The organism is Bacillota bacterium (assembly GCA_012837285.1).
GTDB lineage: Bacteria > Bacillota > DTU030 > DUMP01 > DUMP01 > DUNI01.
Window position 1 is genome coordinate 1 of record DURJ01000009.1, and the last position, 3,238, is coordinate 3,238.

The 3,238-nt window shown below is 50.1% G+C and carries 3 protein-coding genes; all 3 read left to right on the forward strand.

Annotated elements, in window-relative coordinates; all coding sequences use genetic code 11:
* The first annotated feature begins 346 nt into the window (after positions 1-346).
* Positions 347-2,146, forward strand: coding sequence for a DUF4153 domain-containing protein (locus GX016_00700; GenBank protein HHT70080.1), 1,800 nt, complete (start codon positions 347-349; stop codon positions 2,144-2,146).
* Positions 2,147-2,274: 128 nt separating this feature from the next.
* Complete coding sequence (locus GX016_00705; protein ID HHT70081.1) at positions 2,275-2,853, forward strand: DUF4342 domain-containing protein; 579 nt, start codon at positions 2,275-2,277, stop codon at positions 2,851-2,853.
* A partial coding sequence (locus GX016_00710) for a response regulator transcription factor (protein HHT70082.1) occupies positions 2,819-3,238 on the forward strand: 420 nt, incomplete at its 3' end. The genes GX016_00705 and GX016_00710, both read left to right, overlap by 35 nt.

Genomic DNA, 3,238 nt, shown 5'->3' on the forward strand with positions numbered 1-3,238 from the left:
CAAGGATATTGCGGCTGTTACGAAAGTTCTTATCGCAAGATCCTTCACTTCGTTCAGGATGGACAATAAGGGGCTTTTTCGGCTATCTCGGACGCTTGGACGGTTCCTGTGGTAGGCTCGGTTGGTAAGCAAACATCCGGGGAGCTCTCAGTGAATGAGCTGAGGGCTCCCCGGATATTGTTTTGCTGGGCACTAGCATTTTGGGAGGAATAATTGCCGCTGGAGCGAACTAAATGATAGGGAGTGGACCGAGTGGACCGAGGGTACTAGGCCGAGCGAGGTTGCATTGGGACTGATCGAAGGTATGAAGAGAAGCTCATTTAAAATAGAGAGGCAGAGATAAGAAATGAAACGTTTGCTTGAAGCGATCTTAAAGCTGGTTCAGGGACTGTCTGAAGCAGTTTTACGTTTCCCTTGGACGGTATTGTGTTTACTTTGTACCACGGCCTTGACCTGCTACATGATTTCTCTACATAGGAGCCCCGATTTGATTATCCAGAAGCTGATGTTTGTCTTTTTGTTAGGTTCTTTCATCGGGGTTACGGCCCAGTTTGCTTGTGAACGTTTCCGGCGGCTGGGCGGCCTGCGCTGGGCTGTCTATGCCTTGGCCGTGCTCCTTACCGGAAGTTATTATTTGATCATTGCCCCGGTACCGGCGATAGATTATGGGGTAGGCGCCCGGACAATGGTGGCGGTATTCTCCATGTTTTGCATTTTTATCTGGCTGCCTTCGGCGGGGGGTAAATTTGATTTCAATAGCGTGGCCCTGGTTCATTTTAAATCGGCCTTCACGGCTATTCTTTACGCCGGTGTGCTTACGGCCGGCTTGGCCTCGATTATCGCGGCGGTGGATATCCTGCTGTTTAATGTAGACAGTAATTATTATGGCTACATGATGGCCATAGTGTGGATTCTTTTTGCCACAACCTATTATCTGTCGCTGTTGCCACGCTTTAATTCCAAGGCGAAAGCAGACCGGGATTATGCCCGAGAGGTAAGCTACCATCCTCGCTTTTTGGAGATATTGATTTCTTATATAGCCATTCCCTTGGTTGCTGCTTATACGCTGGTTCTGCTAGCCTACTTTGTCAAGATCGGGATCACCAGGAATTGGCCCTCGGGACAGTTGGGGCCGATGATTTTGGCCTATTCTATTGCCGGGCTAGTTATCTATGTTTTGGCCAGTAGGCTAAAGAACCGTTTTGCCGTCCTCTATCAAAAGATCTTCCCAAAGGTATTGATCCCGATTGTAATAATGCAGCTGGTTTCAGTGTATATCCGACTGCAGGCTTATGGTATTACCGAATCCCGCTACTATGTGGCTCTGTTTGGTATTTTCTCTATTGTGATTGGTATGGTGTTATCCTTTAAGCCGGTAAAGGGAAATAGTCTCATTGCTCTTTTGGCGGCGGGTTTTGCCATTGTCTCGGTCCTGCCGCCAGTGGATGCTTTTACCGTGTCACGAAATAGCCAGATAGCCCGATTGGAGGAGTATCTGGAACAAGGCGGAATCTTGGTGGATGGAAAGCTCAAGCCCAAGGCAGATGCGGATCTGAACTTGCGGGTGGAGACCACTAGCATCTTAAATTACCTGCAGCGGCGCAATTATCTGCCCGAGGTTGCCTGGCTGCCGGCTGATTTTGAGCCTTACCGGGATATGGAGACAACTTTGGGGTTTGAACCCACTTACCCGCACAGTGGCGACTTAAAGCATGCCTTTGTCCGACTGGATATGGAAAAGCCCCTGAACATTGAGGGCTATGACGTGATGCTCCAGGCTGGCACCCACAGGAGAATGGATACAACAGAAATCCAAACTTATGATTTAAAGGTGCGCGGGGTCCCATATCAGCTTAGGCTGGAACCCTTGGGCGCGCACGATGTTCGGGTATCACTCCGGTCTGCAGCCGGTGACAAGCTGGTAGCCACCGAGCTCTATGAATTTGCTGCTGCGGTCACCGGCAGCAGTGCTTGGCCGCATGAGGCTCTTGCTGCTGAAGAGCTAACCTTGGATGTTACAAGCAACGGCTACAAGCTGCGAATTATCTTTCAGCATATCAGCCTTACCTACGGTACCGGCAAGGAGGCCGGGGCCGACTACTATATGTACATCTTGGTCGGTGCTCCGTCCCAAGAGAATGCATGACCCCTCTTGTTTACTCCTCTGGGTACTGACTGGGCATGCTAATTCTAATGGAATTTTAATGTTTCTTGAAGCGTCTTTAAAGTTCCCGCTGCTACAATAAAGCCAGATTAAGTTGAGGAGGCTGTTCTGTGGTTACGTTAGAGCAAGTGGAGAAACTGCGGGAAAAAGCCAATATCACCTATGAGGAAGCTAAGGCAGCGCTGGAGAAAACCAATGGGGACATTTTGGAAGCTATCATCAATCTGGAAAAGGAGCAGCGAATTCCGGCCCCTGAGGGCGGCGGCTACTACCGTTCGAAGGGTCCAGAGGAGGAACTAAAAGAGAGCCGGGAGCGGAAGTCCGAGGAAGAAACTAGGCCGGATGAGAGTATTTCTTTTGCGGAGTTAGCGAGGCGATTTGTTGGTTGGTGTAGGCGGGTAATTGGCCGGGGCAACAGGAATAGTTTCGAGGTTAGGAAAGACGGAACAAGGATAATGACGGTTCCGGTGACGGTGCTGGTAGTCCTGCTGATCTGCGGGTTTTGGATTACTTTTCCCCTGATCGTAATAGGGCTGTTTTTGGGCTACCGGTATAGGTTTGCCGGGCCTGATTTGGGGAAGGAAAGTGTTAACCAGGCCTTGGATTCGGTGGCTGAGGCGGCGGAGAACATAAAAAGGGAAGTAAAGGATAGTAATGAAAGAACGCATGGGGAAGATCCTGATAATTGAAGATGAAGAGAAGATAGCTCGATTCGTGGAGCTGGAGCTTGAGTTTGAAGGCTATGAAGTAAGAAAGGCGTTTGATGGGAGAAGCGGGTTAGAGCTGGCAAAAACCCGCTCCTTCGATCTGGTATTGCTTGATATCATGTTGCCGGGTCTAAATGGGATCGAGGTTCTAAGAAGGATGCGGCAGTTTTCTGATGTACCGGTGATACTTCTTACGGCCCGGGATGCGGTGGTAGACAAAGTTGCCGGGCTAGACACAGGCGCTGACGATTATGTTACGAAGCCGTTTGCCATTGAGGAATTGCTGGCTCGAATCAGGGCGGCCTTGCGGAACAAGGCCGGTGGTAATGGAGTGAAAACACCACCGGTTCTTGTGGCTGGAGCGCTG

Excerpts from the sequence above, each read along its gene's own strand:
- GX016_00700 (HHT70080.1), top strand. The coding sequence starts at position 347 with ATGAAACGTTTGCTTGAAGCGATCTTAAAGCTGGTTCAGGGACTGTCT.